The 25,226-nt window shown below is 68.7% G+C and carries 21 protein-coding genes and 7 pseudogenes; 13 read left to right on the top strand and 15 right to left on the bottom strand.

Going from position 1 to position 25,226, the window contains the following annotated elements:
* Positions 1 to 96: 96 nt before the first annotated feature.
* The 5 genes and pseudogenes from ACFJI0_RS14605 to ACFJI0_RS14585 all read left to right on the top strand — a co-directional run bounded on the left by ACFJI0_RS14605 (position 97) and on the right by ACFJI0_RS14585 (position 5,076).
* Entirely contained in the window at positions 97 to 579 is a 483-nt protein-coding gene (locus ACFJI0_RS14605) for a MarR family winged helix-turn-helix transcriptional regulator (protein WP_382156641.1), read from the top strand.
* A 59-nt stretch (positions 580 to 638) separates the two neighbouring features.
* Positions 639 to 1,328 (top strand): annotated as a pseudogene (locus tag ACFJI0_RS14600) (TolC family protein); the annotation flags it as partial.
* 73 nt (positions 1,329 to 1,401) lie between these two features.
* Positions 1,402 to 2,097: an efflux transporter outer membrane subunit gene (locus ACFJI0_RS14595; RefSeq protein WP_382320678.1), complete on the top strand. Its 696-nt coding sequence runs from the start codon at positions 1,402 to 1,404 to the stop codon at positions 2,095 to 2,097.
* A 40-nt stretch (positions 2,098 to 2,137) separates the two neighbouring features.
* Positions 2,138 to 3,442, top strand: a complete 1,305-nt coding sequence (locus ACFJI0_RS14590) for an HlyD family efflux transporter periplasmic adaptor subunit (protein WP_382320676.1) — start codon at positions 2,138 to 2,140, stop codon at positions 3,440 to 3,442.
* Positions 3,443 to 3,458: 16 nt separating this feature from the next.
* A pseudogene (locus ACFJI0_RS14585) lies at positions 3,459 to 5,076 on the top strand (DHA2 family efflux MFS transporter permease subunit).
* Between the two features lie 13 nt (positions 5,077 to 5,089).
* Here the strand turns inward: ACFJI0_RS14585 and ACFJI0_RS14580 are convergent.
* Positions 5,090 to 5,752 carry a class I SAM-dependent methyltransferase gene (locus tag ACFJI0_RS14580; protein ID WP_382320674.1) on the bottom strand — a complete coding sequence of 221 codons (663 nt, stop codon included), beginning with the start codon at positions 5,750 to 5,752 and terminating at the stop codon, positions 5,090 to 5,092.
* Positions 5,753 to 5,830: 78 nt separating this feature from the next.
* On the opposite strand from ACFJI0_RS14580, the gene ACFJI0_RS14575 reads away from it, so the two are divergent.
* On the top strand, positions 5,831 to 6,175 hold the full coding sequence (locus ACFJI0_RS14575; RefSeq protein WP_382156650.1) for a heavy metal-binding domain-containing protein: 345 nt from the start codon (positions 5,831 to 5,833) through the stop codon (positions 6,173 to 6,175).
* Here the strand turns inward: ACFJI0_RS14575 and ACFJI0_RS14570 are convergent.
* On the bottom strand, positions 6,172 to 6,777 hold the full coding sequence (locus ACFJI0_RS14570; RefSeq protein ID WP_382156655.1) for a glutathione S-transferase family protein: 606 nt from the start codon (positions 6,775 to 6,777) through the stop codon (positions 6,172 to 6,174). The genes ACFJI0_RS14575 and ACFJI0_RS14570 overlap by 4 nt on opposite strands.
* Before the next feature lie 115 nt (positions 6,778 to 6,892).
* Here ACFJI0_RS14570 and ACFJI0_RS14565 point away from each other — a divergent pair, with 115 nt between their 5' ends.
* Entirely contained in the window at positions 6,893 to 7,867 is a 975-nt protein-coding gene (locus ACFJI0_RS14565; RefSeq protein WP_291116900.1) for a YafY family protein, read from the top strand.
* Between the two features lie 2 nt (positions 7,868 to 7,869).
* Here the strand turns inward: ACFJI0_RS14565 and ACFJI0_RS14560 are convergent.
* A pseudogene (locus ACFJI0_RS14560) lies at positions 7,870 to 9,095 on the bottom strand (lytic murein transglycosylase).
* A gap of 35 nt (positions 9,096 to 9,130) precedes the next feature.
* The gene (locus ACFJI0_RS14555) at positions 9,131 to 9,880 is read right to left on the bottom strand and encodes a ZIP family metal transporter (protein ID WP_382320672.1); all 750 of its coding nucleotides are present in this window, start codon (positions 9,878 to 9,880) and stop codon (positions 9,131 to 9,133) included.
* Positions 9,881 to 10,236: 356 nt separating this feature from the next.
* On the opposite strand from ACFJI0_RS14555, the gene ACFJI0_RS14550 reads away from it, so the two are divergent.
* The 6 genes and pseudogenes from ACFJI0_RS14550 (at position 10,237) to ACFJI0_RS14525 (ending at position 13,118) form a co-directional block, all read left to right on the top strand.
* Positions 10,237 to 10,737 (top strand): GNAT family N-acetyltransferase, encoded by a 501-nt coding sequence (locus ACFJI0_RS14550; protein WP_382320670.1) that lies wholly within the window; start codon positions 10,237 to 10,239, stop codon positions 10,735 to 10,737.
* 40 nt (positions 10,738 to 10,777) lie between these two features.
* Positions 10,778 to 11,146 (top strand): DUF5329 domain-containing protein, encoded by a 369-nt coding sequence (locus tag ACFJI0_RS14545; RefSeq protein ID WP_382320667.1) that lies wholly within the window; start codon positions 10,778 to 10,780, stop codon positions 11,144 to 11,146.
* Between the two features lie 40 nt (positions 11,147 to 11,186).
* Positions 11,187 to 11,669: an ASCH domain-containing protein gene (locus tag ACFJI0_RS14540; RefSeq protein WP_382320665.1), complete on the top strand. Its 483-nt coding sequence runs from the start codon at positions 11,187 to 11,189 to the stop codon at positions 11,667 to 11,669.
* Positions 11,666 to 11,776 (top strand): annotated as a pseudogene (locus ACFJI0_RS14535) (VOC family protein); the annotation flags it as partial. The gene ACFJI0_RS14540 and the pseudogene ACFJI0_RS14535, both read left to right, overlap by 4 nt.
* The gene (locus tag ACFJI0_RS14530) at positions 11,733 to 12,044 is read left to right on the top strand and encodes a VOC family protein (protein WP_382325661.1); all 312 of its coding nucleotides are present in this window, start codon (positions 11,733 to 11,735) and stop codon (positions 12,042 to 12,044) included. The pseudogene ACFJI0_RS14535 and the gene ACFJI0_RS14530, both read left to right, overlap by 44 nt.
* A 138-nt stretch (positions 12,045 to 12,182) precedes the next feature.
* Positions 12,183 to 13,118, top strand: a complete 936-nt coding sequence (locus ACFJI0_RS14525; protein WP_382320663.1) for a restriction endonuclease — start codon at positions 12,183 to 12,185, stop codon at positions 13,116 to 13,118.
* 130 nt (positions 13,119 to 13,248) lie between these two features.
* On the opposite strand, the gene dnaJ is transcribed toward ACFJI0_RS14525, so the two are convergent.
* The 11 genes and pseudogenes from dnaJ to ACFJI0_RS14470 form a co-directional block, all read right to left on the bottom strand.
* Positions 13,249 to 14,385: a molecular chaperone DnaJ gene (dnaJ, locus tag ACFJI0_RS14520; protein WP_382320661.1), complete on the bottom strand. Its 1,137-nt coding sequence runs from the start codon at positions 14,383 to 14,385 to the stop codon at positions 13,249 to 13,251.
* A gap of 81 nt (positions 14,386 to 14,466) precedes the next feature.
* Positions 14,467 to 16,422, bottom strand: a pseudogene (dnaK, locus tag ACFJI0_RS14515) (molecular chaperone DnaK); the annotation flags it as partial.
* 77 nt (positions 16,423 to 16,499) lie between these two features.
* Positions 16,500 to 17,060: a nucleotide exchange factor GrpE gene (gene grpE, locus ACFJI0_RS14510; protein WP_382320659.1), complete on the bottom strand. Its 561-nt coding sequence runs from the start codon at positions 17,058 to 17,060 to the stop codon at positions 16,500 to 16,502.
* Positions 17,061 to 17,206: 146 nt separating this feature from the next.
* Positions 17,207 to 17,536, bottom strand: a complete 330-nt coding sequence (locus tag ACFJI0_RS14505; RefSeq protein ID WP_382320657.1) for a winged helix-turn-helix transcriptional regulator — start codon at positions 17,534 to 17,536, stop codon at positions 17,207 to 17,209.
* Between the two features lie 111 nt (positions 17,537 to 17,647).
* A complete protein-coding gene (locus tag ACFJI0_RS14500) occupies positions 17,648 to 17,995 on the bottom strand; it encodes a MarR family winged helix-turn-helix transcriptional regulator (protein ID WP_382325659.1) in 348 nt (115 codons plus the stop codon).
* Positions 17,996 to 18,216: 221 nt separating this feature from the next.
* Positions 18,217 to 19,909: pseudogene (locus tag ACFJI0_RS14495) on the bottom strand (acyl-CoA dehydrogenase family protein).
* Entirely contained in the window at positions 19,906 to 20,646 is a 741-nt protein-coding gene (locus tag ACFJI0_RS14490) for an ABC transporter ATP-binding protein (RefSeq protein WP_382320655.1), read from the bottom strand. The pseudogene ACFJI0_RS14495 and the gene ACFJI0_RS14490 overlap by 4 nt, the downstream one beginning before the upstream one ends.
* Before the next feature lie 10 nt (positions 20,647 to 20,656).
* A pseudogene (locus ACFJI0_RS14485) lies at positions 20,657 to 22,427 on the bottom strand (ATP-binding cassette domain-containing protein).
* Between the two features lies 1 nt (position 22,428).
* On the bottom strand, positions 22,429 to 23,469 hold the full coding sequence (locus tag ACFJI0_RS14480; RefSeq protein WP_382320653.1) for a branched-chain amino acid ABC transporter permease: 1,041 nt from the start codon (positions 23,467 to 23,469) through the stop codon (positions 22,429 to 22,431).
* Positions 23,470 to 23,617: 148 nt separating this feature from the next.
* Positions 23,618 to 24,751 carry an ABC transporter substrate-binding protein gene (locus ACFJI0_RS14475; protein ID WP_382320651.1) on the bottom strand — a complete coding sequence of 378 codons (1,134 nt, stop codon included), beginning with the start codon at positions 24,749 to 24,751 and terminating at the stop codon, positions 23,618 to 23,620.
* A 53-nt stretch (positions 24,752 to 24,804) separates the two neighbouring features.
* Positions 24,805 to 25,224, bottom strand: a complete 420-nt coding sequence (locus ACFJI0_RS14470; protein ID WP_382320649.1) for an acyl-CoA thioesterase — start codon at positions 25,222 to 25,224, stop codon at positions 24,805 to 24,807.
* Between the last annotated feature and the right edge of the window lie 2 nt (positions 25,225 to 25,226).

Below are 25,226 nucleotides of genomic sequence, written 5' to 3'. Positions count from 1 at the left end.
CTTTTCGTTTTTTCGACGCGGCTTTTTTGGCCCTCTCGTGCTCGCGGGCTTTTTTGAAGCCAAGACAAATATTGCCTAGGCATGTATATTCGCGGCATGCCTCGCACCACCCCGACCCCCGCCTTCTACGACGGACACAACTTCACGCCCGACCAGAGCGTGGGTTACCTCATGAAGCGCGTGATGATGTCCATCGTCTACCAGGCCGACAAGCGCCTGTGCCTGCACGACCTCACCACCGCGCAGTGGGGGCCGCTGATGAAGCTGCGCATGCAGGGCACGGCCACCGTGGCCGAGCTCGCGCGCTGGTCGCAGATCGACGCCGGAGCCATGACGCGCCTGCTCGACCGCCTGGAGAAGAAAGGCCTGTGCACGCGCGTGCGCTCCACCGAAGACCGCCGCGTGGTGGTGGTGGAACTCACGCCCGAAGGCAAGGCCGCCATGGAACACGTGCCCGAGGTGCTGGCCGATGTGATGAACCAGCACCTCGCCGGTTTCAGCAAGACCGAGTGGCAGGCGCTGCTGGGTTACCTGCGCCGCATGGTCGAGACGGGCGAGGCACTGAAGGACTCCGGTTGACGGACCGTTCGTGAACCCCCGCCTCATCGCCTTGTTGACCCCATTACTTGCCTAAGCAAATGAAGCCCCATCAAATATCCCCCGCACGCCGCACGGTGGCCGCCCTGAGCACCCTGGCCCTGGCCGCCGTGCTCGCGGCCTGCGCCAGCAGCGCGGGCATTCAATCCCAATCCACGGTGCTGGAACCGCAGGCCGTGGGCCTGGCGCAGCCCGCCGGCAGCGGCGCGGCCACCGCCGAACCGGTGCCCGCCGACTGGTGGCGCGGCTGGGGCGATGTGTCCCTGACCCAGGTGATCGACCAGGCCCTGCAGGCCCAGCCTTCGCTGAAGGTGGCCGAGGCCCGCCTGCGGCGCGCCCAGGCCGCCACGGCCGGCGAAGAGGCCAACGACGGCCTGAAGATCAACGGCAGTGCCGACGCCACGCGCCAGCACTTCAGCGCCAACAGCATCTACCCGGCGCCGCTGGGCGGCTCCACGCGCACGCTGGCGAACGCGCAGATCGCCGGCAGCTGGGAGTTCGACTTCTTCGGCCTGCACCGCTCCGCGATCGAAGCCGCCGTGGGCAGCGAGCGCGCCGCCGCCGCCGACCTGCAGGCCGCGCGCAACGTGCTCGCCAGCAACGTGGCGCAGACCTATGTGCAGCTCGGCCGCCTGCTCGCGCAGCGCGAGGTCGCGCAGCAGGCCCTGACCCAGCGCGAGCAGATGCTGGGCCTGATCCGCCAGCGCGTGGACGCCGGGCTGGACACGCGCGTGGAGCTCAAGCAGGGCGAGGGTGCGCTGCCCGACGCGCGCGTGCAGATCGAGCAGCTGGACGAACAGATCGTTGCGCACGCGCCACGCCCTGGCCGCGCTCGCGGCCCTGCCGCCGGCAAGCTACGACCAGTTGAAGCCCGACCTGCAGGCCCTGCGCACCCTGGCGCTGCCCGAGGTGCTGCCGGCCGACCTGCTGGGCCGCCGCCCCGACATCACCGCCGCGCGCTGGCGCATGGAGGCGGCCACCAAGGGCGTGGACGTGTCCAAGGCGCAGTTCTATCCCAACGTGAGCCTCACCGCCTTCGTGGGCCTGTCCAGCATCGGGCTGGACCGCCTGGTGGACTCGGGCAGCCAGCACTACGGCATCGGCCCCGCGATCCACCTGCCGATCTTCGACGCCGGCCGCCTGCGCGCGCAGCTGCGCACCCGCACGGCCGACCTCGACGCCGCGGTGGAGAGCTACAACGGCGCGGTGCTCGAAGCCGTGCGCGAGACCGCCGACCAGCTCAACGCCCGCCAGTCGCTGGAGCGCCAGCGCGAGCAGCAGGCGCAGGCGCGCAGCGCCGCCGAGGCGGCCTACGACATCGCCACCCAGCGCTACCGCGCGGGCCTGAGCGGTTACCTCACCGTGCTCAGCGCCGAGACCTCGCTGTTCAGCCAGCGGCGCCAGACCGTGGACCTGCAGGCGCGGGCCCTGTCCACCCAGGTGGCGCTGGTGCGCGCTCTGGGCGGCGGCTTCGCGCCCGACACCCCGGCCTCGCACTGACTTCCTTTTTCATCTTGCTCACCGACCAACGGAGCCCCTCATGACCACCCCTTCCGACACCACCGCACCGCAAGGCAACCCCGCCCGCAAGAAAGCCCTGACCGCCGTGAGCGCGGTCGTGCTCGCCGCCGGCCTGGGTTACGCCGCCTACTGGGCCCTGGTGCTCAACCACTACGAGACCACCGACAACGCCTATGTGCAGGGCAACGTGGTGCAGATCACGCCGCAGGTGGCGGGCACCGTGGTGGCGATCAGCGCCAACGACAACGACCACGTGCAGGCCGGCCAGTGGCTGGTGCGCCTGGACCCGACGGACGCGAAGATCGCGCTCGAACAGGCCGAGGCCCAGCTCGCGCAGACGGTGCGCGAGGTGCGCACGCTGTACGCCAACAACCGCACCCAGGGCGCGCAGATCGCCCTGCGCGAAGCCGACCTGGCGCGCGCGCAGGCCGACCTGCAGCGCCTGCAGGACGACGTGGCGCGGCGCCAGCCGCTGGTGGCCTCGGGTGCCGTCGGCCAGGAAGAATTCAAGCACGCCACGGCGCAGCTCGCCGCCGCGCGCAGCGCCACCGAGGCGGCCCGCGCGGCCGTGCTCGCCGCGAAGGAACAGCTGGCCTCGAACCAGACGCTGACTGAAGGCATCGCGGTCGACCAGCACCCCAGCGTGCTGCGCGCGTCGGCCCGCGTGCGCGAGGCCTATGTGGCGCTCAAGCGCGTCGAATTGCAGGCGCCGGTGGCCGGCTACGTGGCCCGCCGCAACGTGCAGCTGGGCCAGCGCGTGCCGGCCGGTTCGCCGCTGCTGTCGGTGATCGCGCTCGACCAGGTCTGGGTGGACGCCAACTTCAAGGAAAGCCAGCTCAAGAACCTGCGGCTGGGCCAGCCGGTGGAACTCAGCGCCGACGTGTACGGCAAGAACGTGACCTACCACGGCACCATCGAGGGCCTGGGCGCGGGCACCGGCGCGGCCTTCGCGCTGCTGCCGGCGCAGAACGCCACCGGCAACTGGATCAAGGTGGTGCAGCGCGTGCCGGTGCGCGTGCGCCTGGACGCCAAGGAACTGGTGGACCACCCGCTGCGCCTGGGCCTGTCGATGGAAGCGCGCGTGGACGTGAGCAAGACCGACGGCCGCATGCTGGCCGATGCGGCCGCCGCGCCGCAGGAGGTGCAGACCGCCGTGTTCGAACAGGACAACCGCGAAGCCGACACGCGCGTGCAGCAGATCATCGGCCAGCATGGTGGTGGTGGGTCGCGCACGGCGGCCGCCACGCGGGCGCCCGCCGCCCCCGCCGCGCCGGCCCTGCCGGCCGCCCCGGTGAGCACGGGCTCGGTGGCCCTGGCCCGTTGAACCGGCGCTGACCGCCATGGCCGACAGCCACGCCCTTCCCGCCTCGGGGGCCTTGCCCGCCGAGGCCCCACCGCCGGCGCCCGCGCCGAGCGCCTCGCCACCGGTGTTCGAGCCCCTCAAGGGCGCGCAGCTGGTGCTGGGCACGCTCGCGCTGTCGCTGGCCACGTTCATGAACGTGCTCGACACCTCGATCGCCAACGTGTCCATTCCCGCGATCGCGGGCGACATGGGCGTGAGCCCGGCGCAGGGCACCTGGGTCATCACCTCGTTCGCGGTGCGCAACGCCATCTCGGTGCCGCTCACCGGCTGGCTCACGCAGCGCTTCGGGCAGGTGCGCCTGTTCACCATGAGCGTGCTGCTGTTCGTGATCGCCTCCTGGCTGTGTGGCCTGGCACCCAACATCGGCCTGCTGATCGCGTTCCGCGTGCTGCAGGGCCTGGTCGCCGGCCCGATGATTCCGTTGTCGCAGACCCTGCTGCTGGCGAGCTACCCGCGCGCCAAGGCGGGCACCGCCATGGCCATGTGGGCCATGACCGTGCTGGTCGCGCCCGTGGCCGGGCCGCTGCTGGGCGGCTGGATCACCGACAACATCTCCTGGCCCTGGATCTTCTACATCAACATCCCGGTGGGCCTGGTGGCCGCCGCGCTCACCTGGTCCATCTACCGCAGCCGCGACCCCGGCCCGCGCCGCGTGCCGCTGGACGTGATCGGTCTGGTGTTGCTGGTGCTGTTCGTCGGCGCCATGCAGATCATGATCGACATGGGCAAGGAGCTGGACTGGTTCGAGTCGGGCGAGATCATCGCGCTGGCCGTCGTCGCGGTGGTGAGCTTCCTGTTCTTCCTGGCCTGGGAGCTGACCGACAAGCACCCCATCGTGGAGATCCGCCTGTTCGCGCGGCGCAACTTCGTCACCGGCACGCTCGCGCTGTCCATCGCCTACGGCCTGTTCTTCGGCAACGTGGTGCTGCTGCCCTTGTGGCTGCAGCAGCACATGGGCTACACGGCCACCTGGGCCGGCCTGGCGACGGCGCCGGTGGGTCTGCTGGCCATCGTGCTCTCGCCCTGGGTGGGCAAGAACGTGAGCCGCATCGACCCGCGCAAGCTCGCCACCGTGGCCTTCCTCGGCTTTGGCGCGGTGCTGTGGATGCGCTCGAACTTCAACACCCAGGCCGACTTCATGACCATCCTGATCCCCACGCTGTTGCAGGGGGCGGCCATGGCGTTCTTCTTCATTCCGTTGCAGGCCATCGTGTTCTCGGGCCTGCAGCCGCAGCAGACGCCGTCGGCCGCGGGTCTGTCCAACTTCGTGCGCATCACGGCGGGCGCGGTGGGCACCTCGCTGTTCACCACGCTGTGGGAAAGCCGGGCCTCGCTGCACCACGCGCAGCTGGTGGAGTCGATCCACACCGGCAACGCCACCGCCATGGCCGACGCTGGACCAGCTCATGGGCAGCGGCATGAGCCGCGAACAGGCGCTGACCACGATCGACCGCCTGATCAACCAGCAGGCCTTCACGCTGGCCGTGACCGACCTGTTCTACCTCTCGGCGGCGCTGTTCTTCGTGCTGGTGGCGGTGATCTGGTTCTCCAAGCCGGTGCTCGGCGGCTCCGTGGACGCGGGCGGCGCGCACTGAGCGCCGCAGCAACTCAGCGCGTGAAGCTCAGGAAGCGGCCCTTGTAGGCCTCGCCGTCTTCCAGCAGCCGGTCGGCCGCCTGCATGCTCAGCGTGAAGCCCAGCGCGGCCATGTCGCGGCCGAAGGCCGCGCGGTTGCCGCGGTCGGGGTCCACGATGATCACCACCGCCTGGGGCGCGGCGTGGCGGAAGATGAAGGCCGCGAGCTGCGCCGGCTGCTGGCGCTCGTAGAGCAGGTCGCTGCCCACGATGAGGTCGAAGCGGCCCAGGGCCGGGTTGTCGGTGGCGGCGGTGCTTTCCCAGTTGCCGGCCTGGTAGGGCATGGGGCCCAGGCCGTTGAGGGCCAGGTTGTGCCGCAGGAATTCTTCGGTCAGCGGGTGCCAGTCGCTCACCGTCACGTCGCCGCCGCGCCGGTGCATCACCAGGCTGGCCAGCGCCAGGCCCGCGCCGATTTCCAGCACGCGCAATCCCGCGATGGGGTGCGTGAGCATGGCCAGCGCGAGCACGCGCGAGGAGGGCCACACCTGCCCGAAATGCGACCAGCCCGCTGGTGGCAGGCCGATGTCGGCCGCGTGGTGCTGGGTGTCGGTGTACTGCTGGTCGTCGAGCAGCCGACGGATGTGCCAGTCTTCGCCGCCGAGGCTGAGGGTCTCGGTCCGGACTTGGTAGCCTGGCATGGGAGCTTTCGTGGAGGGTGTGGCCCACGGTACCATGCCCGGGCACCCGGCGGGTGGTGCGTTTGCGGGAGTGTTCACATGGGCTGGTTTTCCAAGAGCAAGGACGGCTTCTTCCTCAGCACCACCACGCCGGAAGGCGTGGAGCGGTCGCAGTACCTGGGCATCGTGCACGGCGAGGCCATCATCGGCGCCAACATCTTCCGCGACCTGTTCTCTTCGGTGCGCGATGTGGTGGGCGGGCGGGCCGGGGGCTACGAGCGCGCCCTCTCGGGCGCGCGCGACGCCGCCATGGAAGACCTCATGGAATCGGCGCGCGAGATGGGCGCCACCGGCGTGATCGGCATCGACTTCGACTACGAGGTGCTCGGCGAGACCAACGGGATGATGATGGTCGCCGTGAGCGGCACGGCGGTGAAGCTCTAGGCGTCGATCTGCATCGCCGGCCGGGCCTGCACCTTGCCCAGCCAGGCCGCGACGTGCGGGTGCGAGCCCACCGGCGCGCCGATGTAGGCGCTGTAGCCGATCACCGAGCCCACGATCAGGTCCACCAGCGAATAGGCGGCGCCGAGCATCCAGGGCTGGGCCGCCAGGCGCGCGTCCAGCAGCGCGAGCAACTGGTCCAGCCCCTTGTGCGCCGACGTGCCGTGGGCGTCGTCGGGCGTGCCCATGTCGCGCGCGGCCTGCAGGCGCACCAGCTGCGCGCCGTAGGTCACGTAGGACCAGGTGCTCCACGCCATCGCCTGCAGGCGCTCGGGCGTGCCCTCGGCCGGCCACAGGCCCTTCTTCACGCCGTAGGTCTCGCCCAGCCACATCTCGATCGCCAGCGCCTCGAACAGGGGTGCGCCGTCCACCGTCATGGTGGGCACCTTGCCGTTGGGGTTGAGGGCCAGGTAGTCGGGGCGGCGCTGCTCGCCTTTCGTGATGTCGATCTTCACGCGGTCGTGTTTCACGCCCAGTTCGGCGAGGGCGCAGGCGACCGGGGTGGCGCTGGACATGGGGTGCCAGTAGAGAACGATCTGGGACATGGTGGACTCCTGAAAGGGGGTTGAAGCATCGGCCCGACACCGCGTCGGGCACGTGCCTGCAATGTCGCGCCTATTGAGGACAGATTCGGCCCTCGATTCGAGGTAGAGTGGCGCCATGCTTTCGTCGTCTTCACGGCTGCTGCGCGTGTTGTCCCTGCTGCAGACCCGCAGCCACTGGGCGGGCACCGAGCTGGCCGAGCGGCTGGAGGTGCATCCCCGCACCCTGCGGCGCGACATCGACCGCCTGCGCCAGCTCGGCTACCCCATCCACGCCAGCAGCGGCGTGGCGGGTGGGTACGCGTTTCGCGCGGGCCAGTCGCTGCCGCCGCTGCTGCTGGACGACGAAGAGGCGCTGGCCGTGGCGATCGCGCTGCAGGTCGCCGCCTCGGGCACCGTGAGCGGGGTGGAAGAGAGCTCGCTGCGCGCCCTGGTGAAGCTGGAGCAGGTGATGCCCACCCGGCTGCGCCGCCGCACCGGCGCGCTGCGCTCGGCCATCGTGCCCTTGCAGCGCGGCGGGCCGACCATCGATGCGGGCGTGCTGGCCCTGTTGGCCGTTGCCTGCCGCGACCAGTTGCAGGTGGGCTTCCACTACCGCGACATGCGCGGCCAGAGCAGCGTGCGCACGGTGGAGCCGCAAGGCCTGGTGCACACCGGCAGCCGCTGGTATCTGGTGGCCTGGGACCCCGCGCGCGACGACTGGCGCACCTTCCGCATCGACCGCGTGGAAGGCGCGCCGAGCACCGGCGCGCACTTCACGCCACGGGCCGCGCCGGCGGGCGACCTGCGCGCCTATGTCTCGGGCACGCTGGCGGGGGTGCAGCACGGCGACGAGGCGCGCGTGGTGCTGCACCGGCCCCGCGAGGCCATGGCGCGCATCATCCCGGCCTCGGCCGCCACGCTGGAGGCCATCGACGACACGCGCTGTCTCATGCGGTGTGGCGCCGGCCAACTGGATTCTCTGGACTCGCTGGCCTACTGGCTCATGGCGATGGACGTGGACTTCGACGTGCTGGAGCCGCCCGCGCTGCACGAGCGCCTGCGCGCGGCCGGCGAGCGCCTGGCGCGCAACCTGGCCCGCGCGGGCCGCTGATTTCAGCCGCCGCGCAGCGCCTTCAGCAGCTTCTGGCCGGCGCGCCCGCTGGTTTCCTGGCCCAGGCGCTCCTGCTCGACGCGGATCGCCACGCGGCTCTTCTCGCCCAGCATGCCGTCCACCTCGCCGATGTCGTGGCCGCGCGCGATCAGCAGGGTCTGCACCTCGCGGCGCTCGGCGCGCGAGAGGCCCGGGTCGTCGGTGGGCCAGGGCGTGACGAAGGGGCCGCCGCCGCGCAGCCGGTCCGACAGGTGCGCGATCGCCAGGCCATAGCTCTCGGCCGCGTTGTAGCTGTAGATCGCATCGAAGTTGCGCAGCACCAGGAAGGCCGGCCCCTGCGGCCCGGCGGGGGTGAGCAGGCCGGCGCTGCCGCTGGCCGGCAGGGGCGAACCATCCACCCGCTTCACGCCGCGCGACACCCAGTCTTCCATGGTGCGCTTGGTGCGGCGACCTTCGTTGCCGGCGTTGAAGCCCGGGGGCAGCTTCACCTCGAAGCCCCAGGGCTGGCCGCTCTGCCAGCCGGCCTTGGCGAGGAAATTCGCGGTCGAGGCCAGGGCATCGGGCGTGCTGTCCATCAGGTCGGCGCGGCCGTCGCCATCGAAGTCCACCGCCAGCCGCTCGAAGGTGCTGGGCATGAACTGCGTGTGGCCGAACGCGCCGGCCCACGAGCCCACCAGCCGGTTGGGCGCGATGTGCCCGGCCTGCAGGATGCGCAGCGTGGCGTAGAACTCGGTGCGGAAATAGGCCTGCCGCCGGCCGAAGCAGGACAGCGTGCCCAGCGACTGCACCAGCGGCGACTTGCCGAAGGTCTGGCCGAAGTTGCTCTCCACCCCCCACACCGCCACCACCGTGGCGGGTCCACGCCGAAGCGCTCCTGCACCCGCTTGAGCGTCTCCGCGTGCAGCGCCAGCATGGCCTGGCCCTCGGCCACGCGCTGCTCGTCCACCAGGCCGGCGAGGTAGTCCCAGATCGCGGTGCGGAATTCGGGCTGGAAGTTCAGCTTGTCGATCACGCTCATGTCGGGCACCAGGCCCAGCGTGTGCTGCGTGAAGGTCGCCTCGCTCACGCCCACCGCGCGGGCGGGGGCGCGCAGCGTGTTCAGGCAGTTCTCGAATTCCTGGGGTGCGGGCGCCGGGGTGGGGTTGGGGGCCTGTGCCAGGCCGGCGGTGGCGAACAGGGCGGTGCAGAGGGCGGCGAGCAGGGGCGGGGCGGGGCGTCGGGCTTTCATGCGCCCGATCTTAGCCACGCACCCCGCCGGGGGCCTCAGTTCAAGGCGGCATCGAGTAACAGCATGAACACGAAACCCGCCAGCAGCGTGCCCGTGGCCAGGGTTTCGAAGCCGTTGCGGTGCGTCTCGGGAATGATCTCGTGGCTCACCACGAACAGCATCGCGCCGGCCGCCAGGGCCAGGCCCAGCGGGTAGAACGCCGGCAGGCTGCCCAGCACCGCGAGGCCGAGGATGGCCCCCAGCGGCTCGGCCAGGCCGGTGAGCGCGGCCACGCCCCAGGCCTGCGCCGCGCTGCGGCCCAGCGTGCGCAGCGCCATGGCCACGATCAGGCCTTCGGGCATGTTCTGCAGGCCGATGGCCAGCGCCACCGAGGCGCCGGTCTGCGCGCCCGCCGCGTCCTGCGGGCCGGCATAGGCGGCGCCCACGGCCAGGCCTTCGGGCACGTTGTGGATCAGGATGGCCAGCACCATGAGCTTGGCACTCTGCACAGCGCCGGGCGTGTGCGCGCTGGCGGCATGGCCCGGCGCGGCCGGTGGCAGCACCGCGTGTTCGTGCGGCGTGAAGCGGTCCACCGCCAGCATCAGGCCCATGCCCAGCGCCAGGCCCGCGCCACTGAGCGCGGCCGCGCCGATGCGGCCACCGAACAGCGCCTGGCCCGCATCGAGCGAGGGCAGCAACAAGGCGAAGATCGCCGCCGCCAGCATCACGCCGGCCGAGAACGACAGCAGGGCGGCTTCCTGCAGCTTGCTCACGCGCTGCACCAGGAACACCGGCAGCGCGCCCACGGCGGTGCGCCACCGCGGCCAGCAGCGAGGCCTGCACGCCGGCCGCCATGGCGCTGCCGTGTTCGGCCGCGTCCCACCAGGCGCGCGTGGGCGCCCAGAAGGTGCTGAGCGAGGCCAGGCCTGCCATCACCAGCAGGCCGGTGCCCAGGGCCAGCAAGGCGTTGCGCAGGGCGTGGGGCGGCAGCGGCGGCAGTTGCTGCAGCTGGACCCAGGCGGGTCGGACTTGTCGGATCAGTTCGGCCATGGAAGCTCCCGCGTCGAATGGAATTTGACGTTTAGTTTGACAAAAACTATCGTCGCAGGCCAATCGATGTTGCCAATGAAGGGGATAGGGAGCGCCGGTACAGTCGGGCAGGATGAACTCGTCGATCACCCCCCTCGCCGAACCGCACTTCAACGAGCTTCACGCGGTGCTCGATGCGGTGGCGCGCGAAAAGCGCTTTCTCGCGCTGACGCAGGCGCCGCCCTTGGCCGAGACCATCGCCTTCTTTCGGCAGAACCTGGACCACGATCGCCCGCATTTCGTCGCGCTGATCGACGGTGCCGTGGTCGGCTGGTGCGATGTGCTGCCGGTGTTTGGCCAGTCGCGGGCGCACATCGGCGTCCTGGGCATTGGCCTGTTGCCTTCGGCGAGGCACCGGGGCCTGGGCCGGCAGCTCATGGTCGCGGCCATCGACAAGGCGTGGCGCCAGGGCCTGACGCGCATCGAACTCACCGTGCGCGCGGACAACCCCAACGCGCGCACGCTCTACGAGCGCCTGGGCTTTCAGCACGAAGGCGTGCAACGGCAGGCGTTCCGGGTGGACGGCCAATTCATCGACAGCCATGCCATGGCTTTGCTGCGCCGTGCGGCCTGACCGGCTCGCTCCACCCCGGCGCGCATGGGCGCGTTGGCCGGTGCTGGTCTTGGTGCTGGCGGGCGTGTGGGGCGCCGCGTTCGCCGACCCCACGCCTGCGCCCGTGCGCGCGGAGATCGACGCCATGCTGAACCGCCTCGAAACCTCGGGCTGCCAGTTCCTGCGCAATGGCAGCTGGCACGACGGCGCGCGGGCCAAGGCGCACCTGCTGGACAAGCTCGCCTACATCGAGAAGCGGGGCACGGTGCAGAGCGCGGAGCAGTTCATCGAGCTGGCCGCGTCGCGCAGCAGCCTCTCGGGCCGGCCGTACCAGGTCCGCTGTGGCGGCCAGGCGCCAGTGGAAAGCCGCCGCTGGCTGGGCGATCAGCTCACGGCCCTTCGCGGGGCTGCGGGTGGCACCAAGCCCTGAGGCGGTGAGTGCCTCCCGCACAATGCCGGCCATGTCACCCATGCCTCCCCCCATCGCCGAGTTCTGGCAAGCCTATGTCGCGTCGACCGCCGGCGTGGACGAATCGCGTTTCTACGAGGCGTTCTACTTCGCCGACAGCGAGGCCCTGGCGGATTCACTGGCCGCCCTCGTGCTGTCCGGCACGAAGCGCGCGACGGCCTCGGCCTTCTGGACTTTCGAGGCGCAGGGCAGGCGCGCGCCGGTGCCGGGCGACCTCAGCGTCGTGACCAACTGGGCCGGTGTGCCGCAATGCGTCATCGAAACCGTGGCCGTCGACCGGGTTCCCTTCAACCAGGTCAGCGCCGAGTTCGCGGCCACGGAGGGCGAGGGCGATGGCTCGCTGACGTACTGGCGCGAAGCACATGAGCAGTTCTTCCAGCGCGAGTGCGCCTTGCATGGCCGCGCCTTCACCGAAGACCAACTGCTGGCCTGCGAGCGCTTCAAGGTGGTGTATCGGTCCTCGCCATTGAAGGACCCGTCATGACCAAGGACTTGCCTCAGGCCGTACCCGAAATCCCCGTGACCGACATGGCCGCCGCGCTCAGCTATTACGAAGAGAAGTTGGGCTTCACGGTGGATTGGGGTCGCGAGGGGGGGCGGGATCGCGGGCATCTCGCAGGGACGGAGCCGCATCTTCCTCACCGACACCTCGTTTCGCGATTACTTCGGCAACCCAGCACCGGTGGTGATCTGGCTGAACCTCGACAGCAAAGAGGAAGTGGATGCCTTGCACGCGGCCTGGGTCCGCAACGGTGCCGACATCCAGCACCCGCCCGAGTCCAAGCCCTGGTCCCCGCTGCACGAATTCGTGGTGCGCGATCCGGACGGCAATGTGATCCGGGCGTTCTACAACTACTGAGCGGTTTGCTGGGTCCGCCGGTGAGGGCATGCAGCGTTACATTTGCATGAAACCTCTTTCCGGTGAGGAGATTGACGATCTTGAACGCCTTTCTCCCATCGCTTCAGTCTTTGCTTCATTTTCGATGAGTTGCACGACATGCCTGTTCCCACGTACGACAAGTTCATTGAGCCACTGCTGAGGTATCTGGCCCAGCACCCTCTGGGTGTTGATGCGAAAGTCGCTCACGAGGCCGCCGCCAACCAACTCGGATTGACCGCGGAAGATCGAGAGCAGCTTCTTCCCAGCGGCAGTCAACCGATGTACAAGAACCGCGCGGGTTGGGGCCACGACCGTTTGAAGCGTGCGGGTCTCTCCAGCAGCCCAAAGAGGGGCTTCTGGAAAGTAACCCCCGAAGGAATGGCTTTCGCGAAAGAACATGGTGACCCTTTCACACCGGAGTTGGTCGAGCAGCTGGCGATGGGGTTTGTCGGCGTGAAACTGAAGCCGCAAAGCCTTCCGGGCGCGACATCCAGTGCGTCGCTTCCTGCTTTCGCCCCGACCTCTTTTTCCGCGACCGTCAGTCCAGACGATCGTCTTGGCCAGGCGCTGACGGAGCTTCATGAAGCTGCAACCACCGAGTTGCTGGACGCTTTGGCGCAGGTCAGCCCGGCCTTTTTTGAGACGATTGTTCTGGATCTTCTGCATCGAATGGGCTATGGGGCCAGCCGTGCAGATCTCCAGCAGGTTGGCGGCAGCGGCGATGCCGGTATCGACGGCATTATTTCGCTCGACAAGCTGGGACTTGAGAAGGTGTATGTCCAGGCCAAGAGGTGGCAATCGACCGTCGGCCGACCCGACTTGCAGGCGTTCTATGGTGCCCTGGCAGGTCAGAAGGCCAAGAAGGGTGTCTTCATCACCACGTCCGGCTACACGGTGCAAGCCCGGGAGTTTGCGGGATCGGTCGATGGCATGGTGCTGATCGATGGAAACCGACTCGCGGAGCTGATGATCCAACATGAGGTGGGCATCACCGCGCGGGCGGTGAAGATACCGAAGCTGGACAGCGATTACTTTGAAGAAGAAGGCACCTGACAAGCCGCTGGCCAATCTGTCCCCTGTGTCTTGCTTCAGACCGCTGCAACGATTCTGAAAGCAAAAAAAAGCGGCGCCTCGGCGCCGCTTTTTCATTCAGGTCTGAGCCTGTCAGGTCTGAGCCGGCCGATCAGCTGAAGAACGACTTGGCCTTCTCGAACCAGCCCTTGTCGTTCGGGCTGTGCTTGTGGCCGCCCTTCTTGAACGACTCGTCGAGCTCCTTGAGCAGCTTGCGCTGGTGCTCGGTGAGCTTGATCGGCGTTTCCACCGCCACGTGGCAGTACAGGTCGCCGGGGTAGCTGCTGCGCACGCCCTTGACGCCCTTGCCGCGCAGGCGGAAGGTCTTGCCGCTCTGCGTGCCTTCGGGCAGGTCGATGGTGGCCTTGCCCGCCAGCGTGGGCACGTCGATCTCGCCACCCAGGGCGGCCACCGTCATGCTCACCGGCACCTGGCAGTGCAGGTCGTCGCCCTCGCGCTCGAAGATGTCGTGCTTGCGCAGGCGCACTTCGATGTAGAGGTCGCCCGAGGGACCGCCGTTCTGGCCGGGTTCGCCGTTGCCGGTGCTGCGGATGCGCTGGCCGTCGTCGATGCCGGCGGGGATCTTGATCTCCAGCGTCTTCTGCTTCTTGATCTTCCCCTGGCCGTGGCAGGTGGTGCAGGGCTCGGGAATGATCTTGCCCTGGCGATGGCAGGTGGGGCAGGTCTGCTGCACGCTGAAGAAGCCCTGGCGCATCTGCACCGAGCCTTGGCCGTGGCAGGTGGTGCAGGTCTTCACGCTGGTGCCGGGCTTGGCGCCGGTGCCGCTGCAGGTCTCGCAGTTGTCCCACGAGGGAATGCGGATCTGCGTTTCCTTGCCGGCGGCGGCCTCTTCGAGCGAGATTTCCATCGCGTAGGAGAGGTCGGCACCGCGGTACACCTGGCGCCCGCCGCGCTGGCCGCCGCGCGCGCCACCGAAGATGTCGCCAAAGATGTCGCCGAACGCGTCGCCAAAACCGCCGAAGCCTTCGGCGCCACCCGCACCGCCGCGCATGTTGGGGTCCACGCCCGCGTGGCCGTACTGGTCGTAGGCCGCCTTCTTCTGCGGGTCCGACAGCATCTCGTAGGCCTCCTTGGCCTCCTTGAACTTCTCTTCGGCCGCCTTGGCCGCATCCCCCTGGTTGCGGTCGGGGTGGTGCTTCATCGCCAGCTTGCGATACGCCTTCTTGATCTCGTCGTCGCCGGCGTTCTTGGGCACGCCCAGCACTTCGTAAAAATCGCGTTTAGCCATGGTTTCTTGCGGTTCGTTTGGAGCACAAACGCCGCGTCAGGTTGCCCGGACGCGGCGAATGGGGTGGGAAGCGGGCCCCGATCAGCCCTTCTTCACTTCCTTGACTTCGGCATCGACCACGTCGTCGTCGTCCGGCTTGCTGCTGCCTTGCGGTGCGGCATCGGCGCCAGCACCACCCGCGGCGGCGGCGGCTTCGGCCTGCGACGCGGCGTACACCTTCTCGCCCAGCTTCTGGCTCGCGGCCATCAGGGCTTCGGTCTTGGCCTCGATGGCTTCCTTGTCCTCGCCCTTGGCGGCTTCTTCCACGTCCTTCAACGCGGCTTCGATGGCTTCCTTCTCGGCGCCTTCGAGCTTGTCGCCGTGTTCACCCAGCGACTTCTTCACGCTGTGCACCATGGCTTCGGCCTGGTTGCGGGCCTGCACCAGCTCGACCTTCTTCTTGTCGTCGGCGGCGTTGAGCTCGGCGTCCTTCACCATCTGCTGGATCTCGTCTTCCGACAGGCCCGAGTTCGCCTTGATGGTGATCTTGTTTTCCTTGCCGGTGCCCTTGTCCTTGGCGCCCACGTGCAGGATGCCGTTGGCGTCGATGTCGAACGAGACCTCGATCTGCGGCATGCCGCGCGGCGCGCTCGGGATGCCTTCGAGGTTGAACTCACCCAGCAGCTTGTTGCCCGAGGCGATCTCGCGTTCGCCCTGGAACACCTTGATGGTCACGGCCGGCTGGTTGTCCTCGGCGGTCGAGAAGGTCTGCGCGAACTTGGTCGGAATCGTGGTGTTCTTCGTGATCATCTTGGTCATCACGCCACCCATGGTCTCGATGCCCAGGCTCAGCGGGGTCACGTCGAGCAGCAGCACGTCCTTGCGGTCACCGGAGAGCACCTGGCCCTGGATGGCGGCACCCACGGCCACGGCTTCGTCGGGGTTCACGTCCTTGCGCGGTTCCTTGCCGAAGAATTCCTTCACCTTTTCCTGCACCTTGGGCATGCGGGTCATGCCGCCGACCAGGATCACGTCGTGGATGTCGGACACGCTGATGCCGGCGTCCTTGATGGCGGTGCGGCAGGGCGCGATGGTGCGCTCGATCAGCTCTTCCACCAGGGCTTCGAGCTTGGCGCGCGTGAGCTTGATGTTCAGGTGCTTGGGACCCGAGGCATCGGCCGTGATGTAGGGCAGGTTCAGGTCGGTCGCGGCCGAGCTGGAGAGCTCGATCTTGGCCTTCTCGGCGGCTTCCTTCAGGCGCTGCAGCGCGAGCACGTCCTTGGACAGGTCGACGCCTTGCTCTTTCTTGAACTCGCCAATGATGTAGTCGATGATGCGCTGGTCGAAGTCTTCACCGCCCAGGAAGGTGTCGCCGTTGGTGGAGAGCACCTCGAACTGCTTCTCGCCATCGACGTCGGCGATCTCGATGATGGACACGTCGAACGTGCCGCCACCCAGGTCGTACACGGCGATCTTGCGGTCGCCCTTTTCCTGCTTGTCCAGGCCGAAGGCCAGGGCCGCGGCGGTGGGCTCGTTGATGATGCGCTTGACGTCCAGGCCGGCGATGCGGCCGGCGTCCTTGGTGGCCTGGCGCTGGGCGTCGTTGAAGTACGCGGGCACCGTGATCACGGCTTCCGTGACCGGCTCGCCCAGGTAGTCCTCGGCGGTCTTCTTCATCTTGCGCAGGATGTCGGCGCTGACCTGCTGGGCCGAGATCTGCTTGCCGCGCACTTCCACCCAGGCGTCGCCGTTGTCGGCGGCCACGATGGAGTAGGGCATGAGGTTGATGTCCTTCTGGACTTCCTTCTCGGTGAACTTGCGGCCGATCAGGCGCTTGATCGCGTACAGCGTGTTCTTGGGGTTGGTGACGGCCTGGCGCTTGGCCGAGGCGCCAACCAGCACTTCGCCGTCTTCCTGGTAGGCCACGATCGACGGCGTGGTGCGCGCACCCTCGGCGTTCTCGATCACCTTGGTGTTGTTGCCTTCCATGATGGACACGCACGAGTTGGTGGTGCCCAGGTCAATGCCGATGATTCGTCCCATGTTGTTGCTCCGATGCGAAAAGTGAGGATGTTGTGAAAAACGATGTGGGGAAGGTGTGGATAACCGGTGGGTATTTCAAGCCCGCCGGGTGATCATTTGGGGGCTGCCACCGTCACCAGGGCCGGGCGCAGCACGCGGTCGGCGATGAGGTAACCCTTCTGCAGCACGCTGACCACGGTGTTGGCTTCCTGGTCGGCAGGCACCATGCTGATGGCCTGGTGCTGGTGGGGGTCGAACTTCGCGGCCCCGGTCGGGTTGATTTCCAGCACCTTGTGGCGCTCCAGCGCGCTTTTGAGCTGCTTGAGCGTGGCCTCGGTGCCTTCGCGCAGCTGTTCGCGCGTGGCTTCCTGGATGGCCAGGCCGGCTTCGAGGCTGTCGGCCACGGCCAGCAGGCTCTCGGCAAAGCTCTCCACGGCGAACTTGCGGGCCTTGCTGACCTCTTCCTCGGCGCGGCGGCGGGCGTTTTCGGCCTCGGCCTTGGCGCGCAGGAACTGGTCGGCCAGGTCGGCGTTCTGGGCCTTGAGCGTGGAGAGATCCTGGGTCAGGGCGGCGACGGCATCGGCCTGGTTGGCGGCCTCGGCGGCCAGGGCCTCTTCGGGGCTCACAGGCGCGTTCGGGTCGGGCTGGGCGGTATGGGGTGTCGTCTGGCTCATGGGTCTTTGAAGTGCGTGAAGTCAATGGCCAGGACGGCCATGCAGGGCAATTGGGGCCGACGGGCCCGGATTCAAGGGTGGGAGGTGGCACTTTGGCCACCGGTGGACGCTGCCGGCGCGAAGGCGGCCTGTCCAGGGGCGTGATTCTATGTCCCGGCGGGCAGGGGATGGGTAGCGCGCGCCTGCTGGTGTGACCATTTGCCCGCGAATTGCTGCACTTCCACCAGCCGGCGCGCCAGATCGGCGCCCTGGGTGGTGAGCCGGTAGCCATGGCCGCTGTGGTCCACCAGGCGGGCGGCGCGCAGCTCTTTCAGGCGGGTGTTGAGCGTGTTCGGGGTGACGCCGCCCACGCTGTCCTGCAGGAGCCGGAAGGTCTGGGGGTGGCCGTCGCTCAGGGCCCAGATCACGCGCATGGCGTAGCGCGATTCCAGCAAGTCGAAGAGTTGCATCACGGCAGCGTTGTCCTTGGCACTCATGCGAGGTCTCCTGCGACGGGCCCGTCTGGTTCTCGCAATATACGGCCCGCGCTACCGGTTTGCTAGCTGCGGGAACCCCCGTTCTGTGGCGCAAAGGCCAAGGCTACGGACTTACCCGGATTGCGCGGGCGTGGCCGGGCGGCGGTAGACCTTGCGCAGCAGGCCGATGAGGGTCTGCAGCTCCTCGGGCGAGAGGCGGTCGGCCACGTCGCGCTCCAGCGCGGTGGCCGTGGCCTGGGCCTCGCGGTACAGGCGCTCGCCGGGCGCCGAGAGGTGCAGGCCCTGGGCGCGCCGGTCGGTGGGGTGGGGTTTGCGCAGGATCAGGCCGCGTTTCTGCAGGCTCTTGACCATGCCCACCAGGTTGGGCGGCAGGATGTCCAGGGCGGCGCAGATCTGGCGCGAGGTCACGCCCGGGTTGTGCGCGACGACCGAGAGCACGGAAAAGTCCACCGGCCGCATGCCGAAGGGCTCCATGCGGCGCAGGAACACCGTGATCACGGCCAGCGCGGTGCGCCGCGCGTTGTAGCCCAGCAGGGTTTCGAGGTAGCTGGTGTCGATCTCGGGCCCGGCGCTCTCCGGCGCGCTGTCCAGCGGCGCCGGGGCGGCGGGCTTGCGCGGGCCGCGCGGGCGCCGCAGGGCATTGGCGGTGGAGAGGGCGGTTTCGGACATGGTCGCGGAGCTTAGGTGACCAGGGTGGCGTCCATCATGGCCAGGCGCATCTCGAACTCGGGCCAGACCCAGCGCCAGAAGGCGGCGCGGGCCTCGGCGCCGTGGCCGGCGGTGGCGGCCAGGCGCTCCCAGGCCCAGGCCATGAGCAGCAGGGCGGTGGCGCGCAGGAAGTCGTCGGCCAGCCAGAACGGGCGCTCGGCCGAGGCGCCGGCCATGGGCACGACGCGCTCGCGCACGAAGTCGCCGAAACGCGCCAGGGCGCCACGGGTGGCCGCCGCCTCGGGCAGGGCGGCCAGGTCGCTGTTGAGGTCGGCCAGCAGGGCCTGCAGCGCGGTGGCGCCGTCGGGCAGGGTCTTGCGCACCAGCAGGTCGATCGCCTGGATCTCGTTCGTGCCCTCGTAGATCATCGCCGACGCGCGCGTCGCGCACGTGCTGCTCGATGCCCCATTCGCGCACGTAGCCGTGGCCACCGAACACCTGCAGGCAGGCGCTGGCGCCGCTGAAGGCCTGCTCGGTCCAGGCGGACTTGAGCACCGGCGTGACCAGGCTGCACCAGCGCGCGGCGGCCTCGCGCCGGGCGGCGTCGGGGTGGTGTTTCTGGGTGTCGAGTTCGAGCGCGGTGCGGTAGGCGATCACGCGCCCGGCGTCGATCCAGGCGCGTTGGGTGCCCAGGATGCGCTGGATCGCAGGATGCAGGGCGATCGGGTCGGCCTCGCCGGCCTTGCTCGTGGTGCCGGGCGCGCGCATCTGGCGGCGCTCCTGCGCGTAGGCATGGGCTTTCTGCCAGGCGGCGTCGAGCAGGCCCACGCCCTGCAGGCCCACCAGCAGGCGCGCCGCGTTCATCATGACGAACATGGCGTTAAGGCCCTTGCCGGGCTCGCCGACCAGGGAGGCGGCGGCCTCGTCGAAGCGCATCACGCAGGTGGGGCTGCCGTGGATGCCCATCTTTTCCTCGATGCGCTCGCAGTGCACGGCGCTGCGGCTGCCGTCTTCGTGGAACTTGGGCACGAGGAAGAGCGAGAGGCCCTTGGGGCCGGGCGGGGCGTCGGGCAGGCGCGCGAGCACCAGGTGCACGATGTTGTCGGCCAGGTCGTGTTCGCCGCCCGAGATGAAGATCTTGGTGCCGCTGAGGGCGCAACGCCCGTCGGCCAGCGGCACGGCCTTGGTGCGCACCAGGCCCAGGTCGCTGCCGGCGTGGGGCTCGGTCAGGCACATGGTGGCGAGCCATTCGCCCGAGGCCAGCTTCTCCAGGTAGCGGGCCTTGAGTTCGTCGCTCGCGTGGTGGCGCAGGCATTCGTAGGCGCCGTGCAGCAGGCCGGGGGCCATGGTCCAGCCGTGGTTGGCGGCGTTGAGCATCTCGTGCAGCACCGCTTCCACCACGGTGGGCAGGCCCTGGCCGCCGTCTTCGGGGGCGCTGGCCAGCGAGGGCCAGCCGGCCTGCCAGAAGGCCTGGTAGGCGTCGCGGAAGCCGGGCGGCATGGTGACCGCGCCGGCGTTCCATTGCGCGCCCACTTCGTCGCCTTCGCGGTTGAGCGGGGCGATCACTTCCCCGACGAACTTGCCCGCTTCCTCGATCACCTGCGTGAGCAGGCCGGTGTCGGCGTGCTCGGCCAGCGCGGGCAGTTCGGCGATGTGTTCGTGCGCGCGCAGCACGTCGAACAGCACGAAGGCATGTTCGGCGGCGCGGGGCTGGTAGGCGTTCATGCGGCGGTGGCTTTGCGCGCGGTGCCGAGGTAGGTCTCGATCACGCGCGGGTCGCTGGCGAGTTCGCTGGCCGGGCCCTGGGCGCTGAGTTCGCCCATCTCGAGCACGTAGCCGTGGTCGGCCACCTGCAGCGCGGCGCGCGCGTTCTGCTCCACCAGCACGATGGTCACGCCGGTCTGGCGCAGGCGGTCGATGATGGCGAAGATCTCCTTGACGATCAGCGGCGCCAGGCCCAGGCTGGGCTCGTCGAGCATGAGCAGGTCGGGCGCGGACATGAGCGCGCGGCCCACGGCCAGCATCTGGCGTTCGCCGCCCGAGAGCGTGCCGGCGAGCTGGACGCGGCGCTCCTGCAGGCGCGGGAAGATGCTGTAGACGTCGTCCAGGCGGCTGCGCCACTGGGCGTTGCCCAGGCGCATCTGGCGGAAACCGCCGAGCAGCAGGTTGTCTTCCACCGCCATGGTGCCGAACAGCTCGCGCTTCTCGGGCACCAGGGCCATGCCGTTCATCACGCGCTCTTCGAGCGTGAGGGTGCTGATGTCCTGCCCGCGGAACTCGATCGCGCCCTGGCCGGGCAGGATGCCCATGAGGGTGTTGAGCAGCGTGGACTTGCCCGCGCCGTTGGGGCCGATGACGGTGATCACGCCGCCGGCTTGCGCCTGCAGGTCGATGCCGTGCAGCACCTCGGCGCGGCCGTAGCCGGCGCGCAGGCCCTTGACTTGAAGAATGGGGTTGCTCATGTCTCGTGCCTCAGTGTTCCGTGCCCAGGTAGGCGGCGCGCACCTTGGGGTCCTGCTGCACCTGCTCGGGCGGCCCCTGCGTGAGCAGGGTGCCGAATTCCATCACCACCAGGTGGTCGCAGATCTGCATCACCAGGTCCATGTCGTGTTCCACCAGCAGGATGCTCATGCCCTCGGCCTTGAGCTGGCGCAGCACGCCGGCCAGGGCCTGCTTCTCCTTGTGGCGCAGGCCGGCGGCGGGTTCGTCCAGCAGCAGCAGGGTCGGGTCGGCACACAGGGCGCGCGCGATTTCCATCAGGCGCTGCGGGCCCATGGCCAGGTTGCCGGCCTGTTCGTGCAGGTACTCGCCCATGCCGATGCGCTCGAGCTGGCGCTGCGCCTCGCGGAACAGCTGGCGTTCCTCGGCGCGGTTGGCGCGCAGCATGGCGGGCAGCACGCCCTTGCGGCCGCGCGTGTGCGCGCCCAGTGCCACGTTCTCGAGCACCGTCATGTCCGGGATCATCTTCACGTGCTGGAAGGTGCGCGCCATGCCCAGCTGCGCGATGGCGCGCGAGGGCTTGCCGATCACGTTGCCACCCTGGAAGCGCACCTCGCCGCTGGTGGCGGGCAGCACGCCCGTGATCAGGTTGAAGGTGGTGGACTTGCCGGCGCCGTTGGGGCCGATCAGGCCGACGATCTGGCCGGCGTGGATCTGGAAGCTGATGTCGTTCACCGCCACCAGGCCGCCGAACTGCATGCGCGCCTTCTGCACGTCCAGCACCAGCTCGCCAGCGGCGGGCTTGGCGCGCTCGGGCAGGGCGGCGGCGTTCTGCCAGTCCACCGCGCGCGGCTTCGGCGCCTTGCCCTTGCCGACCACGGACCACAGGCCGTCGGGCAGGTACTTGAGCACCACCACCAGCGCGATGCCGAAGACGATCACCTCGTAGCTGCCGCTGGTGCCGATCAGGCGGGGCAGCAGCACCTGCAGCTGGTCTTCCAGCACGCGGATGAGGCCGGCGCCGACGATGGCGCCCCACACGTGGCCCACGCCGCCGATCACCGCCATGAACAGGTACTCGATGCCCATCTTCAGGCCGAAGGCCGAGGGGTTCACCGTGCGCTGGAAGTGCGCGAGCAGCCAGCCCGCCACCGAGGCGAACAGCGCGGCCAGCACGAACATGGTGACCTTGTAGCGGAAGGTGTTGATGCCCATCGCCTCGGCCATCTGCGAGCCGCTCTTGAGCGAGCGCATGGCGCGGCCCGCGCGCGAGTCCAGCAGGAACATCAGCGCGGCCACGAAGGCCAGCAGGATGACCCAGGTCAACACGAAGAAGGCGCGGCCCTGGCCGATGTCGAAGCCGCCGATGGACAGGCTCTTGATGCCCAGCAGGCCGTCGTACTTGCCCAGCGCGTCCAGGTTGCCCATGAGGTAGTACAGCGACAGGCCCCAGGCGATGGTGGCGCAGCGGCAGGTAGTGGCCCGACATGCGCAGCGTGATCAGGCCCACGATGAGCGCGCTGCCGGCGGTCAGCGCCATGCCGATGAACAGCGTGATCCAGGGCGACACGCCCAGGTTGAGCGTGAGCCAGGCCGTGGTGTAGGCGCCGATGCCGACGAAGGCCGCCTGGCCGAACGAGGTGAGGCCGCCCACGCCGGTGAGCAGGATCAGGCCCAGCACCGTCATGCTGTAGATGCCGATGTAGTTGAGCTGTGTGACCCAGAAATCGGGCAGGGGCGCGAGCGCAAGCAACGGGATCGCGACGGCCAGGATCAGCAGGCCCAGGTTTTGATTTTTTGGCATGTCAGTGGTCCTCGTCGGAGTGCTTGCTGCGCAGCGAGCGGAACAGCAGGACCGGAAGAATGAGCGTGAAGACGATGACTTCCTTGAACGCGCTGGCCCAGAAGGAGCCGAAGGCCTCGATCACGCCCACGCCCAGGGCCGCGACCAGCGCGCCCGGGTAGCTCGCCAGGCCGGCCGCCACGGCGGCCACGAAGCCCTTGAGGCCGATCAGGAAGCCGGAGTCGTAGAACACCGTGGTGGTCGGGCCGATCAGCAGGCCCGAGAGCGCGCCGATGAAGGCCGCCATGGTCATGGTCAGCTGGCCGGAGGCTTGTGAGGAGATGCCCATCAGGCGGGCACCGGTGCGGTTGACGGCGATGGCGCGCAGCGCCTTGCCGCGCAGCGAACGCTCGAAGTAGAGCCAGAGCATGACGATGAGGGCCACCGTCGCCGCGAAGGTGATGATGGCCTGACCCGACAGCATGACGGGGCCGATGGCGTAGCGCGCGTCCCAGAACGCCGGGTTGCGGAAGCCCTCGGCGCCGAAGAACAGCAGGCCCAGGCCGGTCAAGGCGAAGTGCACGCCGACCGACACGATCAGCAGCACCAGCGGCGTGGAGCTCTCCAGCGACTGGTAGGCCACGCGGTACACCAGCGGGCCGTACACGGTGACCACCGCCACGCTGAGCACCGCCTGCACCCACAGCGGGAACTGCTGCGGCGCGGCCCAGATGGCGACGAGAGAGACGACAACGGGCAAGGCGAGCGTGCGCGCGGCCGCCTTGACGGCGATCAGCGCATTGCGCTGGTGCTGCCAACGGCCGAACAGCTCCATGAGCGCGGCCACGCTGGCCAGCAGCAACAGCAGCCACACGGTGCCGGGCACCTTGCCGGTCTGGAAGATCGCCAGGGTGAGCGCGCCGTAAGCGACGAACTCCCCCTGGGGAATGAAGATGATCCGGGTGACGGTGAACACCAGGACGATCGCCAGGCCCAGCAGTGCGTACACCGCACCGTTGGTCAGACCATCCAACGCCAGGATGCTGGCGATTGAGAAATCCATAAAAGCCTCAGCGCAAGAAAGAGACACTCTCGAACAGGGACACCGAGGGTCCGGCTCCGCCGGCCCCAGGTGTCGTCCCCCCTCGAAGCGCCGAAGGCGCGCCACAGAGGGGGGAAGCCGCGTCAGCGGCGCAGGGGGGAGTTTCGAATCACTCGACTTTGAACTTGCCGTCGACGACCTTCAGCATCACACCGGTCTCATTGGTGAAGCCCCAGTGGTCGTCCTTGGTCCAGTTCATCACGCCGTGCGCGAACACGGTGCGGCCCATGGTTTCGAGTGCGTCGCGCAGACCGGCGCGGAACTCGGGCGTACCGGGCTTGGCGGTCTTCAGTGCGATCGGCACGGCCTTGTTCAGTGCGATGGCGGCGTCGTAGGCGTGGCCCGCGAACTGGTTGCGCATGCCTGGGCCGACCAGCTTCTCGTAGTTGGTGACGAAGTCCATGGCCAGCTTCTTGGACGGGTGGTTGTCAGGCAACTGTTCGGCGATCACAGCCGGACCGGAGACCACGAAGGAGCCTTCCACGTCCTTGCCACCGATGCGCACCAGGTCGGGCGTGGCGGCAGCGTGCGTCTGGTAGATCTTGCCCTTGTAGCCGCGCTCGACGATGGCCTTGTGCGGCATGGCCGCGCCCGAGCCGGTCGCCACCACCAGGATCGCATCGGGGTTGGCGGCGGTGAGCTTGAGCGCCTGCGGCGTCACGCTGGTGTCGGCGCGCGCGAAGCGCTCGGCGGCCACGATCTTCATGCCGGCCTTCTCGGCCAGCGGCGTCATGGCCTTGAGCCACAGCTCGCCGTAGGCGTCGGTGTAGCCCAGGAAGCCGATGGTCTTGATGCCCTGCTTCTTCATGTGCTCGACCACGGCGAAGCCCATCACATCGTTGCCCTGCGGCAGGCGGAACAGCCATTGGTCGGCACCGGGCGGCACGCCCACGGGCGAAGCGGCCAGCTGCACGGTCTTGGCTTCGGCTGCCACCGGGGCGATGGCCGCGGCCACCGGGGTGAGGGTCGAACCGATGATGACGTCGACCTTGTCGTCGGTCACCAGGCGGCGTGCGTTGGCAGCGCCCTTGCCCGGGTCGCTCGCGTCGTCCAGGATGATCAGGTTGACCTTCTCGCCGCCAATGGTCTGCGGAAACAGCTTGAACTGGTTCTGCATCGGAATGCCGAGGCCGGAGCCCGGGCCCGTGAGCGAGAGGATCACGCCGACGTTGATGTCGGCCAGCGCCGCGGTGCTGGCCAGGGCCGTGACGGCGACGGCGACGAGGGTTTTGACGGCTTTCATTCGAGTCTCCTTCTGGGGTGGTGAAAAGGGAAAGGGCAGGGAAAACGCAGGGGTCAGGAACAGAGGGCCTTGATGTCCTCGGGCACGGGAATGGCCTTGATGCGCTCGGGCGCCTCGGGCGGGTGGATCACGAAGGCGCGCGTCTCGGTGCCTTCGCAGAGCACCTCGTCGCCGCGTTTCACCACGTGCCGGTGCATGAACACCTTCTCGCGCCACTCGGTCACGCTGGTGTGAATCTGCAGGCGCTCGCCGTAGGTGGCCGGGCGGCTGAACTTGGTGTGGATCTCCAGCAGAGGCGTGCCCACGATGCCGCGCGTCTTGACCAGCTCGCGCCAGGGCGGCACGCCGCACTTGACGAAGAAGTTCAGCGAGGACGCGTCCATCCACTTCGAGAAATTCGGAAAGAAGACGATGCCAGCGGGGTCGCAGTCGCCGAACATCACTTCCACTTCGTAAACAACGGTCTTGGTCATGA

The organism is Hydrogenophaga sp. UC242_53 (assembly GCF_042696965.1).
In the GTDB taxonomy this organism is placed as follows: Bacteria; Pseudomonadota; Gammaproteobacteria; order Burkholderiales; family Burkholderiaceae_C; genus Hydrogenophaga.
This window is presented reverse-complemented; position numbering and strand designations above follow the sequence as displayed.